This is a genomic window from Acetoanaerobium noterae (genome assembly GCF_900168025.1).
Classification (GTDB): domain Bacteria; phylum Bacillota; class Clostridia; order Peptostreptococcales; family Filifactoraceae; genus Acetoanaerobium; species Acetoanaerobium noterae.
Map to the genome: position 1 here is coordinate 111258 of NZ_FUYN01000002.1, position 21640 is coordinate 132897.

The window sequence follows — 21640 nt, forward strand, 5'->3', positions numbered from 1 at the left end:
AAGGTGAAGTATGGAGTTATTTAAACTGTTTGGAAGTATCCTAGTAGATAATAAAGCAGCTGATGAATCTATATCTAAAACAGAAGGCAAAGCAGAAGGACTAGGCGGAAAACTAACAGGTATGATAGGCACAGCGGCTAAATGGGGAGCTGGCATAGTTGCAGGAGCTGGAACAGCAGTCGGAGGTATGTTAGCACTTGCTAATAAGACAGCAGAGACAGCCGATGTTATTGATAAATTAAGTGAAAGAACAGGAATAAATAGAGAAGAATTACAAAGATGGAAGTATGCAGCTGAACAATCTGGTGGAGATATTGAAAAACTAGAAGTAGGTATGAAAAAATTATCTGATGTTATGGATGGTGCTACTAATGGCTCTAAAGCAAATGTAGAAGCATTTGATAAGATTGGAATAAGCCTAGATGATTTAAAAACAAAATCTCAATCAGAAATATTTGATGATGTTATGAATGCACTTGCAGATATGCCAGCAGGAGCTGAAAGAAACGCATTAGGTAATGATTTGCTTGGTAAATCATATACTGAGCTATTGCCACTTTTAAACGCAGGTAGCGAGGGTATGACAGGACTTAAAGAAAGAGCTGATGAATTAGGCCTAGTTATGTCAGAAGACATGGTTAAAGCTAATGTCGTATTTGGGGACACTATGGCAGATGTTAAGGCTGCTTTTGGAATGGTTTTTATGACTATATCAAATCAAATGCTACCTACATTACAAATATTTTTAGATTTTATATTAGATCATATGCCTGAAATTCAAAAAACTTTTGAAATAGTATTTGATGTTATAGGCAAAGTCATTGAAGCAGCAACACATGTAATAATGGAATACTTGATGCCTTGGCTTGAAAGTTTATTTGAGTGGGTAGAAGCTAATTTACCAGCTATTCAAGCTATATTTGAATCAATTTTTAATACCATAGGCGAGATAATAAAGGCATTCGTACAAATAGCCACAACTATTTGGAATAAATATGGAGAAGACATAAAACAGATAACAGAAATAGCGTTTGGAGCTATAAAAACAATCATAGAAACTGTTATAAATATCATCAAGGGAATTATAAATGTTGCCCTTGGACTAATTACAGGTGATTGGCAAAGAGCATGGGACGGAGTTAAGCAGATATTCAGTAGTGTTTGGAATGGGATGAAAGATTTATTACCTCAGCTATTAGAAGGAATATATGCAGTCTTAAGAGGTGCATTTAATGTCTTTAGAGATTTAGGCAAAGGCATGTTTGATATGGTGTGGGAAGGTATGAAAAGTGTTTGGAGTAGTATATCAAATTGGGTAAGTGATAGAATGACTGATTTAAAAAATGCTTTAACATCTTGGAATACTACAAGTTCAAAAATGAATACTAGCAATGTTAAAACAAGTAAAAATGAAGGCTCTCACTTTACTGGACTTGATTATGTGCCTCATAATAATTATGCTGCATTGTTGCACCAAGGCGAGAGAGTTTTAACAGCAAAAGAAAATAAAGCCATGTCAACGGGCACAGGTCAGAAAATAGAAAATAATTTTAATATATCAAGCTTAGTTGTTAGAGAAGAAGCAGATATTAAGAAGATAGTAAAAGAATTATATAACTTGCAGAAACAAGATGCTAGAGGAAAGGGCGTGTTATTTGCATGATGGGATTCACATTTAACAATAAACATAGCTCAGAATATGGCATATATATAAGGTCAATTGATAGATCATTAAGACCTGAAAAAAGAAAAAACTTATTTCTAATTAACGGAAAACATGGATATTTAGACTACGGAAATGAAACTTATGAGAATAGATATATCTCAGTAGAATTAAATTTCATAAAAAACAGTTTAGAAGACTTAAGAACACAAGCAAGGTCTGTAGCAGAATGGTTATCGAAGCAAGGAAATTTGATATTTGATGACGAACCTAATAAAGCTTATCCAGCTAAAATCTATGATGCTATTAGTTTAGAGCAAATCAATACAACTGGAGTAACAAGTGTAGTATTCGAATGCCAGCCATTTGCTGAAAGCTTACAATTTAATCAAGTAAATATTCCAGAAGTTACAACAAAGCCCTATGAAATACCTGTTAATGTTTCAGGAACCTCAGAAACTTGCTGTATCATAACGATAAAAAACACAGGTACAACTAATATAAATAATATAACAATAACAAGAAAGGCGGCGATTTAGATGGCAAGTGCAAGTAATTATCTTGAAGAGGCTATACTAAATTATTTTTTTAGAAATCAGTCGGTAGCTCAACCTACGCAAATCTATTTAGCTTTATATATAAACGATCCTACTGATGCTGACACTGGTACTGAGGTAAGTGGTGGAGCATATGCGAGGCAACAAGTAACCTTTGGAGCACCAACTCAAACAGGAGATAAGGGAGTAATAGCTAATAACCAGAAGGTAGAGTTTCCCATTGCTTCTACAGATTGGGGCCAGATATCTCACTGGGGAATAAGAACAGCTCAAACTGGTGGAAATCTTTTATGCAAGGGTAGTTTTTCAAGGGTCGAGAATGTGCTTAGTGGTAATAGATTTACTATTGAGACAGGTAATATACAAGTGACAATGGAATAGGAGGTGGCTTATGTTTAATAGGCAACCTTTTAATCGTGGTAAGTTTAATGTAAGCTCTATTCAAACCACAGGAGCATCAGGACTAGCTCAAATGAGTTTATCGACTCCATTGGTTAGTGCAAGCAAGATAATATCAGCAGGAGGAATATCTAATCTTAGTCTTAAGAGCTTATCAGAAGCTACTATAAATAAATACAGTCCTGCAAGTACTGCAGCTATGACTATGGGGTATACCGCAAACGGAACTAAAGCTTTCATTGTTGCATGTGATGATGCAAACATGGTGCTAGGAGCTTCAGCAAGTCAAACTTTATCAGGAGAGCAGGTTATAAAATTAGATAATTTAGTATTAAAGCCTGGTGAAGAACTTATTATTAATACATGCGATATGACCGTGACTTTAAATGGTCAAAATGCAATGCAGTATTTCAGCTCTGATAGTGATTTTATAAGCTTACTTAATGGACTTAATACTTTAATCTACAGTGATAGTAATGCTTCTAGAAAAGCAATGTTTGATGTCATATGGAAAGATAGGTGGTTGTAGTGAAGAATCTTATCAGAGTATATGATAGAAACATGAAAAAACTAGCCTATCTTGATAATGCATATGCAATAGGATATCAGCTCACACTCAATGAGCTATGGTATGCAAATTTTAGTATGCCTGCTGATGATCCTAAAAATATTTATTGTCAGCCATTTAATTATGTAGAAATTTATGATGATAATCAAAGAGTAGAGCTATTTAGAATTATGCCATCTACTCTTGTTAGAAGTAGTCAAGGGGATATCAGTTATCAATGCGAGCATGTACTTGCAACATTGTTAGATGATGTCCTTTTTAAATATCACCAAATAGGAAATATTGGTGTTGGAACTACTACAGTGCTTAGATATATCTTAGATAGACAGTTAGATAAGAAATGGCAACTTGGAGTATGTGAGTTCGACAGAAGGTTTGAATATAAATGGGAAAATGAAAATTTACTAGCAGCTCTTTTTAGTGTACCTCAATGCTTTAACGAAGGTTACAGATGGGAATTTGACACTAAAGGCAGTGTATGGAGAATCAATTTAAAAAGACTAAGCACTGAAGTAAAAGCAGATGTAACATACAAGAAAAACATGACAGAAATACAAAAGGAAGTTGACCCTACAACTGTAGTAACTAGGTTATATTGTCTTGGCTATGGAGAGGGAGACAATCAACTTGGAATTGAAAGTGTAAATAATGGAGTCCCTTATTTAGAAAGTAATGGGCAAACAACAACTTATGGCATTAAGTCTAGCATACTTGTAGATAAAAGGTTTGAAAGTCCAGAAACATTAAAAGCTTATGGCCAAGCATTACTAAATCAACTTAAATATCCATATAAATCTTATACTACTAAAGCAGTTGACCTTTATAGAAAAGATAATAAGAAATACAGTAAGTTCTTTCCAGGGGACATTGTAAGGATAATGGATAAAGAGGATGACATAATAGAGGATTTACCTATTATAAAAGTAAGCAAATCAGACATCACAGGTAATCCAGGAGATATTGAAATAGAAATAGCAAATAAGACAAGAGATGTAGCTGGAAGCATATCTGAGCTTGCAGATAGAGCTAGAATAAATGAAGTATATGCTCAAGGTGCTACTAATCAAATGATTATTCCCTATGCTGATAATGCTGACAATGCAAATCCTGCAGTCATGAGGATATATATACCTGGAACTATGGCTAGGATAAATAAGTGCATACTAAACTATCAGCTAGAAGCTTTTAGGGCTTATAGCAAAGCTATAGGAGGCGGTGGTGCTAGTGTAACATCTACAAATTCAGGAGGAGGCTCAGCAACATCTACAAGTTCAGGCGGAGGTTCTTATAGTTCTACTGATAGTGGAGGTGGTGAATATAAAACTACTCAAAACGCTAAAGAGGATATTGATATTAGGGAATATACCTTTGGCTCTTATCCACCAGTTTATGTAGACCAAACTGAAACTGAGGACGGTCATAGTCATGGAATACCTGATCATGCTCATAGAGTTAGTATTTATGGCCACAGTCACGGATTTAATGCCCCATCACATAAACATAATTTTGAAGTTAAAGACCATAGCCATAATGTAAATATCCCAAATCATCAGCACAGTATAAGTTTACCAAGTCATATCCACGAATTGCAATTTGGGATATATAGAGGAACTACTGCAAATAGCGTGACGATTAAAGTCGATGGAAAGACTATTCCTCAGACTAGTCCAGGGCAAGATATAGATATAGTAGCTTATCTTGCGACTGATAGTGGTGGAAGGATAAATAGAAATACTTGGCATACTATAGAAATTATTCCAAATGCACTTACTAGAATAGTTGCCAATGTATTTATGCAAATATTTACAAACAGTAGAGGAGGCGGTGATTATTAATGTTACAAATGTATAAAGGTGCTATAAACTCGCCTGAGACAATAATAACTAACAATATCAGCAATACAGATACACTAATATATGTACAAGACGAAACTAAGGTTCCAACTGACTTACCAAATCTAATGGTAATTGGGACTGGAATAAGTGCTGAAACTATAAAAGTACTAAGTATTTCAGGTCTAGCTATCACTGTAGAAAGAGCTTTTCAGGGGACTGCTAAAACATGGAATGCAGGAACCACTATAGCAAGAAATTTTACTGAATATGATTATGAAGCTTTGAAGAATAATGTAGAAGAACTTGCTGATAATCAAGGAGATTTAGCAACTTTAATCACTACTGATAAGACTAATTTAGTCGGGGCAGTCAATGAACTTGTTTCGCAATCGGCACAACATGCGCAGGGAAATGCCAATAAAGCACATGGTGGATTCAAAGGGGCTTTGGTTAAGCGGACATCGAATATATCAATTGCAAACACAACATACACTTCTGTCCCATTTCAAGAAAGCGTCTATGATAATAGTATGTTTTTTAATGCCACTAATCCTACAAGACTAACTATTCCAGAAGGTGTAACGAAAGTAAAGTTAAAAGGTTTTGCTCATTGGTCTCCGAATAACACTGGGGTTAGAATTGTAGCTTTATTTAAAAATGGAAATATAATTGAGCCGAGAGATACAAGATTGGCTCAAGACGAATCTTCGCAATCTTTTGAGTCCCCTACGTTTGATGTTATAGCTGGTGATTATTTTGAAATGAGAGTTTTTCATGCTAGGGGTTCAGCACTTGATTTAAGATTTGAAACATATTTTGCTATCGAGGTGGTGGAATAATGAAAATTGAAAATGTTTTAAGAAACAAATTGCACGATGAATTAATAGAAAAAGGCATAGTATTAAAATCAATAGAGGCTATTGTAGGTGATAGCCAGATAGGCGCTGATATCGATTTCGCAGCAGGTATAGACATGGATTTAGTGCAACAAATCATAGATACACATGACCCAACACCATTACCACCACAGCCGACAGAATTTGACAAAATAAGAATAGAATCAGCTCAAGCAAACGCTGAGTTATTTGAAATGATGCTATCTATGGTAGGAGGTATGTAAATGTTTACAGAAGAAAGCAAACTTGTTAAAGACTATGTACTTCTTATTGTAAATAATTTAAAAACAATAGACGATGTGCCTAATTTCCAAAATCTAAAAGAGGTAGTTAGAAATGTTTTGGATAAAAAAGTTGTTTAATTTAATCAAATTATATTATATATTAGCGAAGGAGATGTTTTATATGACATTCACAACAAAAAGTAGAATAGCAATATCTTATTCAATTTTAATACTTGCAGGACAAATAACAATAGATGATGTTCCAGATGTAGGAAATTTGAGGGTAATAGTTTTAGAGATTCTTTCTCAATAGTTTAATAGTGTGTATTAGTGTGTATTAATACACACTTTGGTGACAAAATGTTATTTTTTTATTATAATCCCCTTAATGACCATAGGTTTAGGGGGAAATTAAATGGCAACCAGAAGGCAAAATATTTCTTTAGATCCTGAAGTATTTGAAGAGTTTTGTGAGTATGCAGCAAGAAAAGGAATAAAAATATCAACCTGGGTTAATCAACAGATGAAAGAATTTATTGAACAAGAGAAAAAATTAGAAGAAGAGAAAAGCACTAAATAAGGTGCTTTTTTTATTACACAATAGTCGATATTATTCGCTATTAGTTAGGAATAAGTCATACTAATGGTTACAAGTATTTATTTTTAGATACAGTTAAAAATTGTGAAATATAGCCTCCATTTTTTACATGTATAAAAACTTTTTGTTTTTGTGCGTGTAATGTATAAATGGAGGTTAATCTTTATGATTAAAAAAACTTGTGATTTATGTGGTAGAGAATTTGAGTATCCCTTATATGCATATCTTTGGGAGAAGGTAATCTGTTTTCAATGTGCTTGGGAAACTGAGTCTGATATTAATCTTGATGATGTAGTTATATTGCCTGTTGGAGGTAATCACTATGGACAATAAAGAGCTAATAATAATCAAGATAATGGCAAATTTAGGAGAAATAGCTGACATTGATTCAAAAAGTATGAGAGCTATTTTGGATGAAGCATTTAACGGATATTTAGTTGAAAAGGAAAGCTATGATCTAGTAGTTAGCGATTTAAAAGAAAAGATAGCTTATTTCCTAGCCGCCAAGAAAATCGATGGAGTAAAGCTTAATACTTTGTATAACTACAATCTTAAACTACAACATTTTGCAAATAGAGTAGTTAAACCAGCATCTATGATAACAACTCATGATATACGCTATTATTTAGCATTGCTTGGACAGGAGAAGATTTTAAAAGAGTCTACTATGGCCACTAATTTTAGTGTCTTAAAATCGTTTTTTAGCTGGATGGCAAACGAGGAAATAATTGATAAAGACCCTATGAGAAAACTTAAGACTCCAAGCTTAAATAAAAGGGATTTAAGGCATGCATTAACCAGTGAAGAATTAGAAAAAGTTAGAAATGCATGCAAGACAATCAGAGAGAAATCATTAGTTGAGTTTTTATCTAGCTCAGGGTGTAGACTTACAGAGCTTCAGCAACTCAATATATCTGATGTTGATTTCAATGAAAGATGTGTTGAGGTACTTGGTAAAGGAAATAAGAAAAGAGTGGTTTATTTTAGCCCTAGAGCAAAGTTATTTATACAAGAGTATATTAACTCTAGGAAGGATAAAAACCCTGCTCTATTCGTTTCTTATCGTGCTCCTTATATGCGTTTAGGAGCAAGAGCAATACAATTAGAAATTAAAAGACTTGGAGAAGCAGCTAAGCTTAATAGAAAAGTGCATCCGCATTTGCTCAGGCATACTTTTGCTACTTTAGCACTTAATAGCGGTATGGATATAACTGTATTCAGAGCATTTTGGGGCATGAGAGTGTAGCAACTACTCAGATTTATGCTGTCATGAATAAGGACCATATCAAGTCAGAATATCGTAAATTAATATCATAACCAAAAGAGCCGCATGGCTCTTTTTTATTGTAAAAATTGGAGGTAAAAACATGGGAGAAAGTGCAGCTGTAAAATTAATAACGACATTTTTTGGAACTTGCATAGTATATGCGTTTGGAGGCGTGGACTTGATACTTAGAGTGCTATTATTTTTCCTTGTGCTAGATTATACTACAGGCCTGATGAAAGCTTTTATAAGAAAAGATTTATCATCCGCAGTGGGTTGGAATGGGTTGATGAAGAAAATAGGCACTCTTATAGCTGTTATAGTTGCACATCAGATGGATAAGATTGACCCTACTGGTTCACAGCTGTTTAGAAATGCTGTAGTTACTTTTTTTATAGCAAATGAAGGGGTGTCTTTAGTAGAAAATTTAGCGATTATTGGTGTGCCAGTACCTTCTATACTTAAAAGAGCATTAAAGGCTTGGAAAGAAGAAACGGAGGTGAATTAGAATGTTAAAAATAATTATTGACGCTGGACATGGAGGAACAGACCCAGGAGGTGGCTCTAATTTTTTTTGGAAAGAAAAAGATTTAGCTTTAGAAATAAGCTTATATCAATTTAAAAGGTGCAAAGAATTAGGAATACAAGCAGAACTCACAAGAGATAAAGATATGTTTTTAACTCCACCTTATAGAACCGACCTAGTGAAGAAAAGCAAAGCTAAATACTGCTTAAGTAATCATTTTAATGCTGCAAGTGATAAAAAGGCTAGAGGAGCTGAAATAATTACTTCAATTACAAATGATAAGGTACTTGCAAATAAGATGTTTGAAGAAATGAAAAAAATAATTCCAGGAAGAAGAGTGTTTGATAGAAAAAACGATAAAGATAATGACTATTACTTTATGCATCGTCTTACTGGAGATGTAATAACATTTATTGTAGAGTATGGATTTGCATCAAATGATGAAGATGTAAAAATAATAAAAAACAGTAAATTACAGCTTGCAGAATCAGTTTTAAAAGCTATATGTGAGCATGAAGGTATAAAATACTTAAAACCAGGTGAAAAACCTAAGGAGGATAGTATGGGAGTAGAGCAGTGGAAAGTAGACAATCTTAAATATCTACACGATAATAAAATGGTAGACCAGTTTGATGGATGGTTAAAAAAGATTGATGATAATATGCCAGCTTGGGCAGTGTTTTCAATACTGGCCAACATGCACAAGGTTTTAACTGAAAAAAAGTAGATACTCCTATTGAACCTAAATATAGCTATGGATTAATAGGAGAGACTCATGTTTTAAAAATAAAGCCAGAAGATTTAAAAATAGTATTAAAAAATAAAGCTATTAAAGATATTGCTGAAAGTACTGCAATCAATGGTACATTTTTTTGGGATGGAAAGCCAAACGGAATTTTAATTAATGAAGGCAAAGTTTTAGGCGATCAAGCTAGTCATGTATGGAGAGGATACCCTCAGTCGGTGATTTACATGACAAAGCAAGGCGAGGTTAAAATTAAAAGAATTAATCTAGCAGCAGAGATAATATTAGAATCTCAGTGGGCAATAGGTGGACTTGGAATTGTTACTCCGTATGGATATAGTCCTATTAGCGAAGGATTTAGTGGTGTATATAGCGATGTGCTGAGGACTACTAATAAGACCTTTATGGGTTATAAAAAAGATGAAAACCTTATATATCTATGCATAAGACCAAACTCAAGTCACGATAGAATAATTGACTCAGTGAATAATCTTAAGTTAGATTTTGCTATATCTCTAGATGGGGGTGGAAGCAGCTCTCTAAAGATTAATGATAAGGTTATAGTTTCAGGCGATGGAAGAAAAGTCAATAACTATATAACTATAAAATAGCAGTAAACCCTTGCAAACGCAGGGGTTTATTTTTTTTTGGAAAAAATTAATTTATTTTTAAAATAGTGTTGACTTATTATACTATCGATAGTATAATATAATTATAGAAGGTTAACAAAACCTCCTAAATAAAACCAAAGGGGATATGAAAAATGCTAAAAATTAAAATGAATGGACAAGCTCAAGTAATCGAAGACAGAATGGTTAAAGATTTTGGAAAAGATGAAAGTGGAAAAGAGTATTCAGTAACATTTAAAGTTTTCGAAGATTTTGATCTAGACACTAATCCAGACTTATCAGATGCAGCAGATTGGAATTCTCCAGTAGAAGTTTGGGATACAGAAGAACAAGAAGAAGTTGAAACAAAAACAGTAGAACTAGAATACTAAAATAAAAGGTTGGCGGTAAACCTAAAAACCGCCAAAATAAAAACATGGAGGAATTAAAATGATGAACTTAAAACAGAAGTATAATGAGTGGAGATTAATAGCTAATGGATTTATAGAAGAAGAAGGACAAAAAGCATATGATTGTGGAGAACCTTCAGTTCAAGAAAATTTTAGCGAATTTGTTGGCAGAGAAGTGAATTATGAAGAAATGCTAGAATTAGAAAAAGAGTGGGAAGAAGAAAACAACTGGGAAAAATAATCTTAAAAGGTTTACGGTAATCCTTTAAAACCGTATATAAAATGGGGGTAAACATTATGGAAAATAACTTAGATTGGTTCAATTTTAATTTAATGGTACCTGACTATGATCCAGATGATGAAGGAGATAATATGGAAACTAAGGCTCAAACTGAAGCAAATAAAAAGTGGCAAGAAAAAAATAGAGAACATGCTAGATATTTAAGAAATAGAAGTACTGCAAGGAATTTTATAAAAAAGCAGGCTAAGATTGAAGATATTGAAGAATTAGAAGAACTTATAAAAGCAAGAAAGAATGAATTATGTGAAATTAATTTAGATGATATTAAACATGAAAAGTGATATAATAATGATAAAGACAATACCCCTTCAGCCGATTATGGCCAGGCATGACCTGATGAAGGGGTTCTTTATTAAAAATAATTGCAATCTTAATTTAAAATGATATAATATATTGAAATAATGAATCACCACTTAAGCAGTATATAAGCAGTATTGTTATACAGGATAGAGGTGTATCAGTGGTTGTGTCTTATAGTCTGATAATCCCCCTCTCTCCGCCATTATCTAAAGTAGACACCTTGTATTACAGTTACTGTAATGCAAGGTTTTTTTAAACTTACTTTCCAAAATTAGTAAGTTTAATTTACTGTAAGTAGGTTGGTTTTAAAATACTATTATTTGTGTGTAATACTAAGCTGCTTTTAAATGTAACATGGAGGAATTTATGAGAATTTTGCATATAGCAAATAACCCCAACCTTTCAACTCAAATAAAAACTGCGATAAGAGATAGATATAATGGCTACGAGACAGTGACCTTTGATGAACTAAAAAACCACGAGAAGAATATAGATTACTACAGACTAATAATCATAGAAGCAGATTGCACATCTCAGGAGCAATGCGAGATAGTGCTAAATAAAATTCTAGAGGCAAAGAAATATCTAGTAAATACCATTATCATATCCCATGGTATGAGTGTAGCTATGAAAGAGCACCTATATGACAATGGAGTTATGGCGATTATAGATAGGGATAAAATAGACCTGAAGCGCTTTAGAAGATATATCAGCAGTATAGAGTCGGAAACTCAGACCATAGGTAGTCTTAAAAACATGAAAATAGCAGTAGTGGATGACAGTAGATTCTCCTTGCAGGTATTGCAGGATTTTTTCGATAAAAGTGGGATTCATACTGTAGACTACTACAATGATTCTGAAAAATTCTTAAACTCAGATTTAAAATACGACCTTTATGTGATAGATTTGGTTATGCCTGTTTACGATGGAGAGGATGTAATTCACAGAATCAGAGAGCAAAATAACGACGGCATCATAATCCTAGTGACTCAGTATGGAGATGTAAGAGCTATTTCTCACTGCCTGAGCATCGGAGCAGATGATTTTATACTAAAACCACTCGACTTTAAACTATTTATGCTCAGACTAAGCTCATGCATCAAAAACTACAAGGTGAAAAAGAAAAATATAAATAAGACAAATAAGCTCTACCAAAGAGCAACGAGAGACTCTCTAACAGGAGCTTACAACCGCTCGTATTTAAAGGAAAAATTTTCAAAGGAATTTCTTAAAGGCTGTAAAAATGGAGAAACCTTTTCTGTGATTTTATTCGATTTGGATTTTTTCAAGCAAATAAATGATGAGTATGGCCACCAAAAAGGAGATTTAGTGCTAAAAGGTACTGCTGATTTGGTTTCAAAGCTCATACGAAAAACAGATGTCCTTTGCAGATGGGGAGGAGAAGAGTTTTTGGTTCTGCTGCCAGGAGCGCATATTGAGGAAGCTACTATAGTTGCAGAAAAAATCAGAAGAGAAGTAGAATCTCTAAGAGTTAAAGGCGTGAAGAAGATTACCTCTAGCTTTGGAGTTACGCAGTGCCAGAAGGAAGACACTGAAGATAGCTTGTTTAAACGTGTCGATAACTCTCTCTACCTAGCCAAGCTTACAGGAAGAAATAAGGTAGTTTACGATGAGGAAGTATATATAGCAAAAGGAGGAATTCCAGTAAATATAGACTGGGGGCCTTTCTTTAGAAGTGGAAATCCTCAGATAGATAAAGAGCATGAAGAGCTTATAAGCATATCAAACGATATAATTTCAAATTGCTTTATTGAAGATAATCTTGAAGAAATTCTAGTTATGTTTAAACGACTGCTAGATCATGTATCTCTGCATTTTGAAAATGAAGAAGCCATACTTTTAGAGCATAGCTATGAAGAGTATGAGCAGCATAAAAAGATTCACAATGACTTAGTAATAAAAGCTAAAAATATGTATGATGCTTTAGAAAAAGGCCTTATTTCTCCTATAGCAGTCGTAAAATATGTAGTCCAAGACGTAGTAGTAGGCCATATCATAAAGAGCGATTTTGACTTCTTTGAGCTATTTAATAAATAAATAATTCTATAAATGAAATAATAAAAACCATATGGATGAGTTTATAGCTAATTCTATATGGTTTTTGTCGATTTTTAACAAAATTACTTAAAAATTATAAGGAGTTGAAGAGGGAAAATATATGGAGAAAAATATTAATATTTTAATTTGTGATGATAATCCAGCTATTCATGATACCATTGGCGCTTATTTGAAACTAGAAGGAATGGAATATTTTTCAGCATTTGATGGTATAGAAGCTCTAGAAATTTTTAAAAAGGAACAACCAGATTTTGTGATTTTGGATATAATGATGCCCAAAATGTTTGGTACACAAGTGTGCAAGGAAATAAGGAAAATAAGTGATGTTCCAATACTTATGCTAACAGCCAAGGGCGAAGAAATTGATAGAATTGTAGGACTTGAAATTGGAGCAGATGATTATGTAATAAAACCTTTTTCTCCAAGAGAAGTGGTGACAAGAGTTAAGGCTATTTTAAGAAGGTATCAATCTGATAGCAAAAAAATTGAGGAAAATAAAAAAATCATTAAAGTAGATAATTTGATTGTAGATTTAGATAAATATTTAATTGAGGTGGATAAATGCAAGATAGAAGCTACGCCTAAAGAAATTGAAATTTTGTACTTACTTGTAAGCAATATAGGAAAGGTATACACAAGAGAACAGATTTTGTCAAGCATATGGGGATATGATTATTTTGGAGATACAAGAGCAGTAGATACCCATATAAAAAGGCTTAGAAAAAAATTACCTGAAATTGGAACACGCTGGGAAATTAAGTCTATCTACGGAGTGGGTTACAAATTTGAGGTGCAAAATGAATAGAAGCTTGTTTAAAAGACTATTTTTGAATATAAGTATAATTTTAGTTCTAGTATTTGTATCATCTTTATTTATAGGGAGGATTGTAATAGAAAAATATTATATTGAAATAAAAGTAGATGAACTTAAACCTGAGTTACAAAAAATTATAAGTGAAATCAATGCTAAAGGAAAAACAAATACTGATTTGAATAAAATGCCTTTTATTATAAAAGCGTATGATATTTATAAAAATGATATGAATGTTTTTGAAAAACCATTTACAATCATTGACAATCATGATGAAAAACATGAGCCATATATTGAAGAAAATATAAGAATATCTATTGAACCGTTTATGAATGAAGTTTTCATGGGGAAAGAGGTAAAAAAAATAACTAGCCTAAATGCAATTGAAGGGACATCTATTGTTTTAGGTATGCCTATTAAAAAGGGAGATCATATAATTGGAGGAGTGTTTTTACTAAAGCCAGTTAGCGACTTTGCTTCTGCAATTAGGGGATTTAATATGGTCTTTTTAATTATGAGTACATTGGTTCTAAATATAATACTTGTTTTACTTTATATTTCAATAAAACCTTTGATAATTCCGTTAAAGAGCATGGTGTTTAGCGCTAAAGAAATGTCTGAAGGAAAGTACGATGTCAGAATAAAAGAAAAGGGTTATGGTGAGGTTGAGGAATTAGCAGAAAGCTTTAATATACTAGCTGTAAATTTAGAAGAATCCTCTAAGCTAGCAAAAGGGTTAGAAAAAACTAGAAGAGACTATGTTGCGAATATATCGCATGAACTAAGAACGCCATTATCTTCGCTAAGAGCAATGAGCGAAACCTTAGTAGATGGATTAATTAAAGAAGATAACGAAAAACAAAGGTATTATCAAATTATGCTTGCCGAATCAATTAGACTACAAAGATTAATAGATGATATGTTAGAACTTTCTAGACTTCAGTCTGGAAATCTATATATAGAAAAAAGTGTAGTAGATACCTCTCTTTTGATAAATACTGTACATGAAAAATTTTATACCGTTGCGGACGACTTATCTATAAGTCTTGAATTGACAGATGAAATTCAAACTCTACCTGGATCTTATACAAGCAAGGAGAGAGTAGAACAAGTATTGGTGATTCTACTAGATAATGCATTTAAATTCACTAATGAAAATGGAAAAGTTATTATTTCTGGACATATAGAAAATGATAAGATTGTAATTGGAGTTGAAGATACTGGAAAAGGTATTAGTGAAGAAGATCTTCCTTATATCTTCGAAAGATTTTATAAAGCAGATAAATCAAGAACAACACAAGGAACAGGATTAGGACTTGCTATTGCAAAGCAAATAATAGAAGAATTAAATGAGAGAATATGGGTTGAATCTCATAGAGGAAAAGGTACTAGGTTTAGTTTTACGATGGAAATTACTAAATAATTTACATTTTAGCTCAAATTACTGCCATTTTTTTGCCACAATTTTACTTTAAACTTAAACTATAAAAACAAAAAAAATGGAGGTATTCTAAATGAAGAAATTAACTGTTTTGACTTTAGCTTTAGTACTTGCTAGTTTTAGTTTTGTAGGCTGTACAAAACCTGAAGGCGGAGGATTAGGAGGCAGTTCTTTAGACACATCAAAATATACAAATAAATATGTAGATATTGCTTATGCAGACAAATCTCAAACCCAAAAGCTAGATATATACTTACCTAATGAAGGAGAAGGTCCTTTTCCTGTAATTGTTGCAATACATGGTGGAGCTTTTAAAATGGGTAGCAAAACTGGAGGAGATTTAACTTCTATGTTTGAATCTTTAAATAGAGGATATGCAGTAGTTGCTGTTGACTACAGACTTTCTGGGGAAGCAATATTTCCGGCAGCAGTAAATGACATAAAAGCTTCAATACGATTTATAAGACAAAATGCATCAGATTACAATCTAAATCCTGATAAGATTGCTCTATGGGGAGACTCAGCAGGTGGAAACCTAGCATCAATAGCTGGAACTACAGGAGGAACGGACGAGCTTTATGATCCCTCATTGGGATATGAAAATATTTCAGACGATGTGACTGCAGTTGTTGACTGGTTTGGACCTATTAACTTTTTAGAGATGGACAGTCAATTCGAAGAATCCGGAATAACTCCAAAGTTTGGTAAAACAAGCAGTGATTCTTCTCCCGAATCAGCCTATATTGGGAATTTAATAACAAATGCAAAGGATATTGTTGCAAAGTCCAATCCAGAAACATATATTTCAAAAGATGATCCGGCATTCTTAATAGAGCATGGAACTAAAGATGCAAATGTCCCAGTACAACAATCAATAAATTTTGCACAAAAACTCCAATCGGTTTTAGGTAATGAAAAAGTAGAACTAATCCTTCTTGAAGGAGCTTCACACGGAGGAGTACAATTTGAAGATAATAGTAATTTAGATAAAGTATTTGAATTTTTAGATAAACACATGAAATAAGTAAATAAAAAAACCTACCAAATCAAATAAAAAGCCATATAGATAAGTGTGATAACTAATCTAATGGTTTTTTTGTTTGGAGGTAATATTATGACTGATACTCAGAATTTTATAAATAGGCAAGAAATAATCGATACAGCTAGAATGTTAAAAGACAAGCATGTGAGATATAGCCTAGGAGCAAAAGCAGTTCCGCCAGCGATACCAAAGGAACTAGACTGCTCGGGCTTTGTGAGATATTGCTACCTAGCTGCTGGTATAGCTGTACCTGATGGAAGCTGGCATCAGTGGCATGTAAGTGAGCCTATTGATAAGTCACAGCTTGAGATAGCTGATCTTGGATTTTTGTATGATCCAAATAAAAACAGTGAAATCAACCATATAGGGCTTTATTTTGGAGATGGAAAGTGGATTCACTGTAGCTTCAGTGCAAAAGGAGTGACCGTAGATGATGGCAAGGTGTTCAAGTACTTTAGAAGATTTATAAACCTGTCAAAAATACCTGAAAAACACCTAAATACTTCACCAAATCCACCTAAATGGATGATAACAGTAACCGAAAAAGAAAAGCAGTATGCAGTTGATTCTATACATGTGCTGGCAGATTTAGGTTATATATTAAATCCTAGCGTGCATATAAAAAATCTCTATGATAGTCCTGAAAACTGGGCCCAGTGGGTAGTGCTTGCCAATATGGCTAAGGAATTTGGGAAAAAGCAGTCTTAGATTTATGAAGTAGCTTTTTGTAAGTATTGTCAACTCCTATAGCACCAAGCGGTGCACTGATTAATATAGCAACTACGGCTACAGTCAGAATTAAATTTCCAGCTCCTACCCCTGCGGCAAGAGGAACAGCGCCTATAGCGGCTTGAACTGTAGCTTTTGGAAGATAAGCTATAGAGCAAAAAATACGTTCTTTTTTATCCAGTGAAGTTCCAAGTAGGCTCACATTTACTCCAACTATTCTAAATACTAGTGCGCTTAATATAAATACAATAGAGGCTATACCAGCTCCTTTTAGATAAGAGATATCAACAGCCGCTCCAACTAAAACAAACAGCAGAACTTCAGCAGCAACCCAGATTTTAGAAAATTTTCCAGTGATTCTCTTTGCAAGAACCTCATAGGTTGAAAGTATGGTAGCAGAAAATGCCATAACTGCAAGTAACCCAGATACAGGAAAATATGGCTTTATAAAGTCTTCAAGTGAAACAAACAAAAAGGCAATGCTCAGCATGATTAGTACCTTTACAGTATCTCTGACATGAATAGCTTTAAAAACCTTCACAAAAATAAATCCAGAGATGATACCTAGCCCCATACCAGATATAATAGAAACAGGAACTAAAAGCAGTGAAGTAGGATTAAAGCCTTCGCCTCCATACATGCCCATAAAAGAAGCAAATAATACAATTACAAAAATATCATCCACAGAAGCCCCGGCCATAATGAGCTGGGGTATACTTTTGTCCTTACCATAGCCTGAATCTATAAGATGAATCATGCGAGGAACTATAACAGCTGGAGATACAGCAGCTAGCACACTTCCCATGATGGCGGCTTCTATATAGGATATATTAAAAAATAAAGGAGCAAGAAGAGTAACAGCAGTTATTTCAAATAAAGCTGGGACAAAGCACATAAGTATCGCAGGTCTTCCTACTTTTTTCAAATCCTTTATGTCGATATTAAGTCCAGCCCTAGTCAATATAATGATAAGAGCTATTTCTCTTAAATCTGATGAGATATCCAAGATATCAGGAGAAATGAGGTTAAGAGCGTAAGGGCCAAGGACAATCCCAGTGAGAATCATACCCAAAAGTCCAGGCAGTCTTAACCTGTTGAATATTCCGCTTAATGAAAAGCCTAAAATTAAAATCAGTGATAAACTAAACAGCATAGTACTTCCTCTTTTCTATATTAATTTTTTGTATTCACATTAAAAAAGAGCAGACAAATTCTGTGAATACTCACAGAAGCCATCAGCTCTAGAAAAAGCGGTTTTAGCAAATACTGCTAGGGGAGAACTTCATTCCCATAAATATAATATCATCATAAGGCAGTAATAATCAACATATATCTAGCGGAGAAACCACAATTAATACGAAGTGATTGAAGAATCAGCTATAAAGCAATTTTACTTTACAAATAGAGCAAACTTGTTTATAATATCATGAGTAGATAACTATTATCTACTGAAAATTTGTCTATAGGATTTGCTGTGCTAGATGGGGAGTTAGCGGTGCCTTGTAACCTGCAATCCGCTTCAGCAGGGTCGAATTCCTGCCAGAGTATGAGCATTTGTAAAGCTGGAAAGAGTAAGTGGTGTTGAGACCTGGGTCTCGCGCAACGGAAGACTGTGAACCCCGTCAGGTCCGGAAGGAAGCAGCGGTAAGCGGACCCTTTTGTGTGCCGCGAGGGTGCCTAGATTGAGCTAACTGCTTTGATACCGTTTATGATACTCACACGAAGGCAGGTGCACAGCTTTAAATTTTCACATATTGGACTGTATGAATCCTCATACGGTCTATTTTTATATACAAAATCAATAAATCAAGCTGTAAATCTGATATAATATTTAAGTAAGCTAATATAGATTTAGGAATACTTTCAATTAGTGTACTGAAGGGACTGAAAAGCAAAAAATCATGGAAAAAAACATGCATAAAGCTTTATATAGAATATATAGACCTACTAGCTTTATAGATATAGTAGGACAGGAACAAATAATCAGCATACTCAAAAATCAAATAAGTGAGGGCTCTGTTTCGCATGCGTATTTATTTAGTGGAGGAAGAGGAACTGGAAAAACCTCTACAGCAAAAGTATTTGCAAAAGCAGTAAATTGCACAAATTCAGTAAATCAGGAGCCTTGCCACAAATGTAGCGTCTGCGTGCAAGGCGATATGGACATAATCGAAATAGATGCAGCTTCAAACAACAGCGTAGACAACATAAGAGAGCTAAGAGAAAATGTCGTTTACACGCCTTCATATGGAAAATACAAGGTCTACATAATAGATGAGGTTCATATGCTCTCTCAAGGAGCATTTAATGCTCTACTCAAAACTCTTGAAGAACCACCTTCTCACGTAATATTCATACTTGCAACCACAGAGCCTCAAAAAATTCCAGCAACTGTGCTTTCAAGATGCCAGAGATTTGACTTCAAAAAAATAGACAAAAATCAAATAATAGCAAGAATGATAAAAATCTTAGATGAACTAGGTCTGACCTATGAAGAAGAAGCTATAGAGCTCATAGCCCAAAAAAGCGATGGCGGAATGAGAGATGCTCTTAGCCTTTTAGACCAAGCTATTGCATACAAAGAGCTGACATATCAAAATGTAGTTCATGTAATAGGAGAGCTAGATTACAGAGAGTTTCATGGATTTGTAAAAGGCATAAAAGAAAAAACTACAGTAACCTTACTTGAAAACCTTCAAAAAATAGAAACTCAAGGTAAAGACCTAAAAGTATTTACAAGAGACTTCATATCATATACTAGAGATATGATGGTATGTAAATCAGGAGCTAGTCAACTTCTTAGCCACTCAGGCGACGAAATTGAAGCTTTGGAAGAAAGTGCAGCTCTAGTAGATATGGATTTTATAATAAATCTAATAGAAACCCTGTCTGATTTAGAAGTAAAAATAAAGTACGCTACAAAACCTAAAATCCTAATAGAAGCGTGCTTTATAAGGCTTACAAAGCTAACACAAATGACCACAAGCAGTAATGAAGGGGCGACGCTTCCTCAAATAGAGGAGCTAAGCAGAAAAATAGATGAGCTTGAGCTTAAAATCAGCAACCTAGAAAAAGGGGTTCAAAAGCCTAAAGAAAAAGTAATCCAGTATCAGGAAGAAAAAAAAGCCAAGGCTGCTATGCCTTATATTGACGATGTAAGACTACAGGCAAATATAGACGACAGCGAAAAACAAAAGCTCGAGGAAGTAAAAGCGAGAATGACAGAGGTACACGAGGTCTTAAGAAAGCAAAAAAATGTTCACCTAAAGGCACTACTCATGGAGGGAGAGCCTGTACGCTACGTAAACGACTGCATATACATAGGCTACGACGATAACTTTGCTTTTCATAAACAGACTATCGAAACTCAAATAAATGCTGACCATATATCCCAGGCTCTTACAAAGGTATTTGATAAGCCTCTAAAAGTAGCATTTATATTCAAAAGAGAAATGGGAAATATAAAAAAAGACGAGATAGATGAAGAAAAAAATATAATAGAGGAAATCAAGCAGGCATTTCCAGATGTACCTTTAGAAATACGAGAAAGAGAAGACTAAATATGATATAATAAATAGAATAAAAAGCTTAAAGGAGGAATTAATTTGGCTAGAAAAGGCGGATTTCCAGGCGGAGCAATGCCAGGAAATATGAATAATATGATGAAACAAGTACAAAAGATGCAAAAGGACATGGAAAAAATCCAAGCCGAGCTATCTGAAAAAGAGGTAGAGGCATCTGCTGGTGGCGGAGCTGTAACAGTAAAAGCCAATGGTAAAAAAGAAATCGTATCAATAACAATAAAGCAAGAGGTAGTTGATCCTGAAGATGTAGAAATGCTAGAAGATCTAGTACTTTCAGCTGTAAACGAAGCTCTTCGCTCAGCAGAAGAAATGATGAGCAGTGGCATGTCAAAAGTAACATCAGGACTTAATCTGCCTGGCATGTTTTAAGCGGGTGATATAGTGGATTATTACTCAGGACCCATCAGCAGACTGATTGAGGAATTTGCAAAACTGCCTGGGGTAGGTAGGAAAACAGCACAAAGACTGGCTTTTCACGTTATAAATATGGATAAAGACCAAGTAAAAGCACTGGCTCATGCTATAGTAGAAGCAAAAAACAACATAACCTACTGCTCTACCTGCTGTAACATAGCAGACAAAAATCCTTGCAGTATCTGTGATTCTCCTAATCGTACCTCTGATATCATTTGTGTGGTTGAAGACCCAAGAGACGTAGCCGCAATGGAGAGAACAAAAGAATTTCATGGAAAATATCACGTGCTTCACGGCACCATATCACCTATGGACTCTATTACTCCAGATATGCTAAAAATAAAAGAACTAGTAGGAAGAATGGCAAACCCAGAGCTAAAAGAAGTAATACTAGCAACGAATCCTACCATAGAGGGCGAAGCTACAGCTATGTATATAGCTAGACTTATAAAGCCATTTAACATAAAAGTTACTCGTATAGCACATGGACTTCCAGTAGGAGCTGACATAGAATACGCAGATGAAGTGACAATAACAAAAGCGTTAGAAGGAAGACGAGAGATTTTTTAACTAAAATTTTTTATTTAAGCAAAATAAAGCTCTTAAACAAGTTAATAAAGTAATTCAAAAAGCAGGAGATAAGTTG

27 protein-coding genes, 1 other RNA gene and 1 riboswitch are annotated in these 21640 nt (G+C 34.1%); of the genes, 27 read left to right on the plus strand and 1 reads right to left on the minus strand.

Annotated elements, in window-relative coordinates:
- The first annotated feature begins 10 nt into the window (after positions 1 to 10).
- The 23 genes from B5X47_RS04210 to B5X47_RS04300 all read left to right on the plus strand — a co-directional run bounded on the left by B5X47_RS04210 (position 11) and on the right by B5X47_RS04300 (position 16975).
- Positions 11 to 1663 (plus strand): phage tail protein, encoded by a 1653-nt coding sequence (locus B5X47_RS04210; RefSeq protein ID WP_079588967.1) that lies wholly within the window; start codon positions 11 to 13, stop codon positions 1661 to 1663.
- Positions 1660 to 2202: a distal tail protein Dit gene (locus B5X47_RS04215; protein WP_079588968.1), complete on the plus strand. Its 543-nt coding sequence runs from the start codon at positions 1660 to 1662 to the stop codon at positions 2200 to 2202. The genes B5X47_RS04210 and B5X47_RS04215 overlap by 4 nt, the downstream gene beginning before the upstream one ends.
- On the plus strand, positions 2203 to 2601 hold the full coding sequence (locus tag B5X47_RS04220; protein WP_079588969.1) for a phage tail fiber protein: 399 nt from the start codon (positions 2203 to 2205) through the stop codon (positions 2599 to 2601). It abuts the gene before it with no gap.
- Positions 2602 to 2611: 10 nt separating this feature from the next.
- Complete coding sequence (locus tag B5X47_RS04225) at positions 2612 to 3148, plus strand: phage distal tail protein (RefSeq protein ID WP_079588970.1); 537 nt, start codon at positions 2612 to 2614, stop codon at positions 3146 to 3148.
- Positions 3148 to 5022, plus strand: a complete 1875-nt coding sequence (locus B5X47_RS04230) for a phage tail protein (RefSeq protein WP_079588971.1) — start codon at positions 3148 to 3150, stop codon at positions 5020 to 5022. Before B5X47_RS04225 ends, B5X47_RS04230 begins: the two co-directional genes overlap by 1 nt.
- Positions 5022 to 5861 carry a hypothetical protein gene (locus B5X47_RS04235; RefSeq protein WP_079588972.1) on the plus strand — a complete coding sequence of 280 codons (840 nt, stop codon included), beginning with the start codon at positions 5022 to 5024 and terminating at the stop codon, positions 5859 to 5861. The genes B5X47_RS04230 and B5X47_RS04235 overlap by 1 nt, the downstream gene beginning before the upstream one ends.
- Positions 5861 to 6142 (plus strand): hypothetical protein, encoded by a 282-nt coding sequence (locus B5X47_RS04240; protein WP_079588973.1) that lies wholly within the window; start codon positions 5861 to 5863, stop codon positions 6140 to 6142. Before B5X47_RS04235 ends, B5X47_RS04240 begins: the two co-directional genes overlap by 1 nt.
- On the plus strand, positions 6143 to 6280 hold the full coding sequence (locus B5X47_RS13860) for a hypothetical protein (protein ID WP_200805081.1): 138 nt from the start codon (positions 6143 to 6145) through the stop codon (positions 6278 to 6280).
- A gap of 43 nt (positions 6281 to 6323) precedes the next feature.
- Positions 6324 to 6455, plus strand: coding sequence for a hypothetical protein (locus tag B5X47_RS14010; protein WP_278278412.1), 132 nt, complete (start codon positions 6324 to 6326; stop codon positions 6453 to 6455).
- Between the two features lie 102 nt (positions 6456 to 6557).
- Positions 6558 to 6722 carry a hypothetical protein gene (locus B5X47_RS13865; RefSeq protein WP_200805082.1) on the plus strand — a complete coding sequence of 55 codons (165 nt, stop codon included), beginning with the start codon at positions 6558 to 6560 and terminating at the stop codon, positions 6720 to 6722.
- A gap of 183 nt (positions 6723 to 6905) precedes the next feature.
- Positions 6906 to 7073, plus strand: a complete 168-nt coding sequence (locus B5X47_RS13780; RefSeq protein WP_159446394.1) for a hypothetical protein — start codon at positions 6906 to 6908, stop codon at positions 7071 to 7073.
- On the plus strand, positions 7063 to 7986 hold the full coding sequence (locus B5X47_RS04245) for a site-specific integrase (RefSeq protein WP_079588974.1): 924 nt from the start codon (positions 7063 to 7065) through the stop codon (positions 7984 to 7986). Before B5X47_RS13780 ends, B5X47_RS04245 begins: the two co-directional genes overlap by 11 nt.
- Before the next feature lie 121 nt (positions 7987 to 8107).
- Entirely contained in the window at positions 8108 to 8512 is a 405-nt protein-coding gene (locus B5X47_RS04250; protein ID WP_079588975.1) for a phage holin family protein, read from the plus strand.
- Position 8513: 1 nt separating this feature from the next.
- A complete protein-coding gene (locus B5X47_RS04255) occupies positions 8514 to 9257 on the plus strand; it encodes an N-acetylmuramoyl-L-alanine amidase family protein (RefSeq protein WP_079588976.1) in 744 nt (247 codons plus the stop codon).
- Between the two features lie 128 nt (positions 9258 to 9385).
- Entirely contained in the window at positions 9386 to 9886 is a 501-nt protein-coding gene (locus B5X47_RS04260) for a phosphodiester glycosidase family protein (protein WP_278278414.1), read from the plus strand.
- A 152-nt stretch (positions 9887 to 10038) separates the two neighbouring features.
- Entirely contained in the window at positions 10039 to 10275 is a 237-nt protein-coding gene (locus B5X47_RS04265) for a hypothetical protein (protein WP_079588978.1), read from the plus strand.
- A 58-nt stretch (positions 10276 to 10333) separates the two neighbouring features.
- Entirely contained in the window at positions 10334 to 10534 is a 201-nt protein-coding gene (locus B5X47_RS04270; RefSeq protein WP_079588979.1) for a hypothetical protein, read from the plus strand.
- 56 nt (positions 10535 to 10590) lie between these two features.
- Positions 10591 to 10875 carry a hypothetical protein gene (locus tag B5X47_RS04275; RefSeq protein ID WP_330395734.1) on the plus strand — a complete coding sequence of 95 codons (285 nt, stop codon included), beginning with the start codon at positions 10591 to 10593 and terminating at the stop codon, positions 10873 to 10875.
- Between the two features lie 385 nt (positions 10876 to 11260).
- Positions 11261 to 12952, plus strand: coding sequence for a diguanylate cyclase (locus B5X47_RS04280; RefSeq protein WP_159446395.1), 1692 nt, complete (start codon positions 11261 to 11263; stop codon positions 12950 to 12952).
- A gap of 121 nt (positions 12953 to 13073) precedes the next feature.
- Complete coding sequence (locus B5X47_RS04285; protein WP_079588981.1) at positions 13074 to 13778, plus strand: response regulator transcription factor; 705 nt, start codon at positions 13074 to 13076, stop codon at positions 13776 to 13778.
- Positions 13771 to 15207 (plus strand): sensor histidine kinase, encoded by a 1437-nt coding sequence (locus B5X47_RS04290; RefSeq protein WP_079588982.1) that lies wholly within the window; start codon positions 13771 to 13773, stop codon positions 15205 to 15207. The genes B5X47_RS04285 and B5X47_RS04290 overlap by 8 nt, the downstream gene beginning before the upstream one ends.
- Before the next feature lie 91 nt (positions 15208 to 15298).
- Positions 15299 to 16249, plus strand: coding sequence for an alpha/beta hydrolase (locus B5X47_RS04295; protein ID WP_079588983.1), 951 nt, complete (start codon positions 15299 to 15301; stop codon positions 16247 to 16249).
- A 90-nt stretch (positions 16250 to 16339) separates the two neighbouring features.
- Positions 16340 to 16975: a C40 family peptidase gene (locus B5X47_RS04300; protein WP_159446396.1), complete on the plus strand. Its 636-nt coding sequence runs from the start codon at positions 16340 to 16342 to the stop codon at positions 16973 to 16975.
- On the opposite strand, the gene B5X47_RS04305 is transcribed toward B5X47_RS04300, so the two are convergent.
- Positions 16947 to 18149, minus strand: a complete 1203-nt coding sequence (locus B5X47_RS04305; protein ID WP_079588985.1) for a cation:proton antiporter — start codon at positions 18147 to 18149, stop codon at positions 16947 to 16949. The genes B5X47_RS04300 and B5X47_RS04305 overlap by 29 nt on opposite strands.
- 66 nt (positions 18150 to 18215) lie before the next feature.
- A riboswitch (Fluoride riboswitch) is annotated at positions 18216 to 18295 on the minus strand.
- Between the two features lie 173 nt (positions 18296 to 18468).
- Here B5X47_RS04305 and ffs point away from each other — a divergent pair.
- The 4 genes from ffs to recR all read left to right on the plus strand — a co-directional run bounded on the left by ffs (position 18469) and on the right by recR (position 21564).
- Positions 18469 to 18733: signal recognition particle sRNA large type (gene ffs, locus B5X47_RS04310), an RNA gene on the plus strand.
- A gap of 164 nt (positions 18734 to 18897) precedes the next feature.
- Positions 18898 to 20556, plus strand: coding sequence for a DNA polymerase III subunit gamma/tau (gene dnaX, locus B5X47_RS04315; RefSeq protein WP_079588986.1), 1659 nt, complete (start codon positions 18898 to 18900; stop codon positions 20554 to 20556).
- 45 nt (positions 20557 to 20601) lie between these two features.
- A complete protein-coding gene (locus B5X47_RS04320) occupies positions 20602 to 20949 on the plus strand; it encodes a YbaB/EbfC family nucleoid-associated protein (RefSeq protein WP_079588987.1) in 348 nt (115 codons plus the stop codon).
- Positions 20950 to 20961: 12 nt separating this feature from the next.
- Entirely contained in the window at positions 20962 to 21564 is a 603-nt protein-coding gene (recR, locus tag B5X47_RS04325) for a recombination mediator RecR (RefSeq protein WP_013360333.1), read from the plus strand.
- The last annotated feature ends 76 nt before the right edge of the window (positions 21565 to 21640 follow it).